Raw genomic sequence first — 657 nt, 5'->3', positions numbered from 1 at the left:
GCGGTGATCGCGCTGGCCGGCCTGTGCGACGGCTGCAGCCCGTACAGCAGCACCAGCCCCCGCGCGTACTACGACTGGTGGCATGAGTGGATGGCGCCGTACCCCGGCCTGCCGAACATGGGCAACATCGCCTTCATGAAGATCCTCGGCTACGTCGACCTGCCCGGCATGGCGGCGCCGACCGATATCGCCGTGACCACCGGCATGGACCAGTTCCACACCATCCAGGTGGGCGGCAACTTCATCGGCCTCGACAACACGCCGCTGAGCACCAACTGGCAGAAGTTCACCAGCTCGGGCGCCAACTACAACATGTACGCCAAGGGCGGCGTGGCGGTGGTGACCTCCAAGTCCGAGCAGAAGGTGGCCTTCGTCGATCTGAAGCCGCTATTCAGTTACATCAACAGCGTCTACTTCAGCTCGAACGTGACCGCGGTGAGCAACCTGGGCCAGGCTGCCAGCCAGTGGCCATACAGCTTCACGCAGCAGCCTTCGCAGATGCCGACGGTGGTCAAGACCGTTTCGCTGGGCGCGAAGCCGACGGCGGTGAAGACCACGGTGTACGGCAACCCGGCGCGCGCCTGGGTCGCGACGCAGGACGGCACGCTGCACATCTTCAGCCTGGACGGCTACGCACCTGGCGGCACCCCGGCGTCG

1 pseudogene is annotated in these 657 nt (G+C 65.8%); it reads left to right on the top strand.

The window, feature by feature from the left end:
* Window positions 1-657 (top strand): annotated as a pseudogene (locus AC1DNF_RS35745) (hypothetical protein); the annotation flags it as partial.

Source organism: Variovorax sp. 01T432, assembly GCF_056398605.1.
This window is presented reverse-complemented; position numbering and strand designations above follow the sequence as displayed.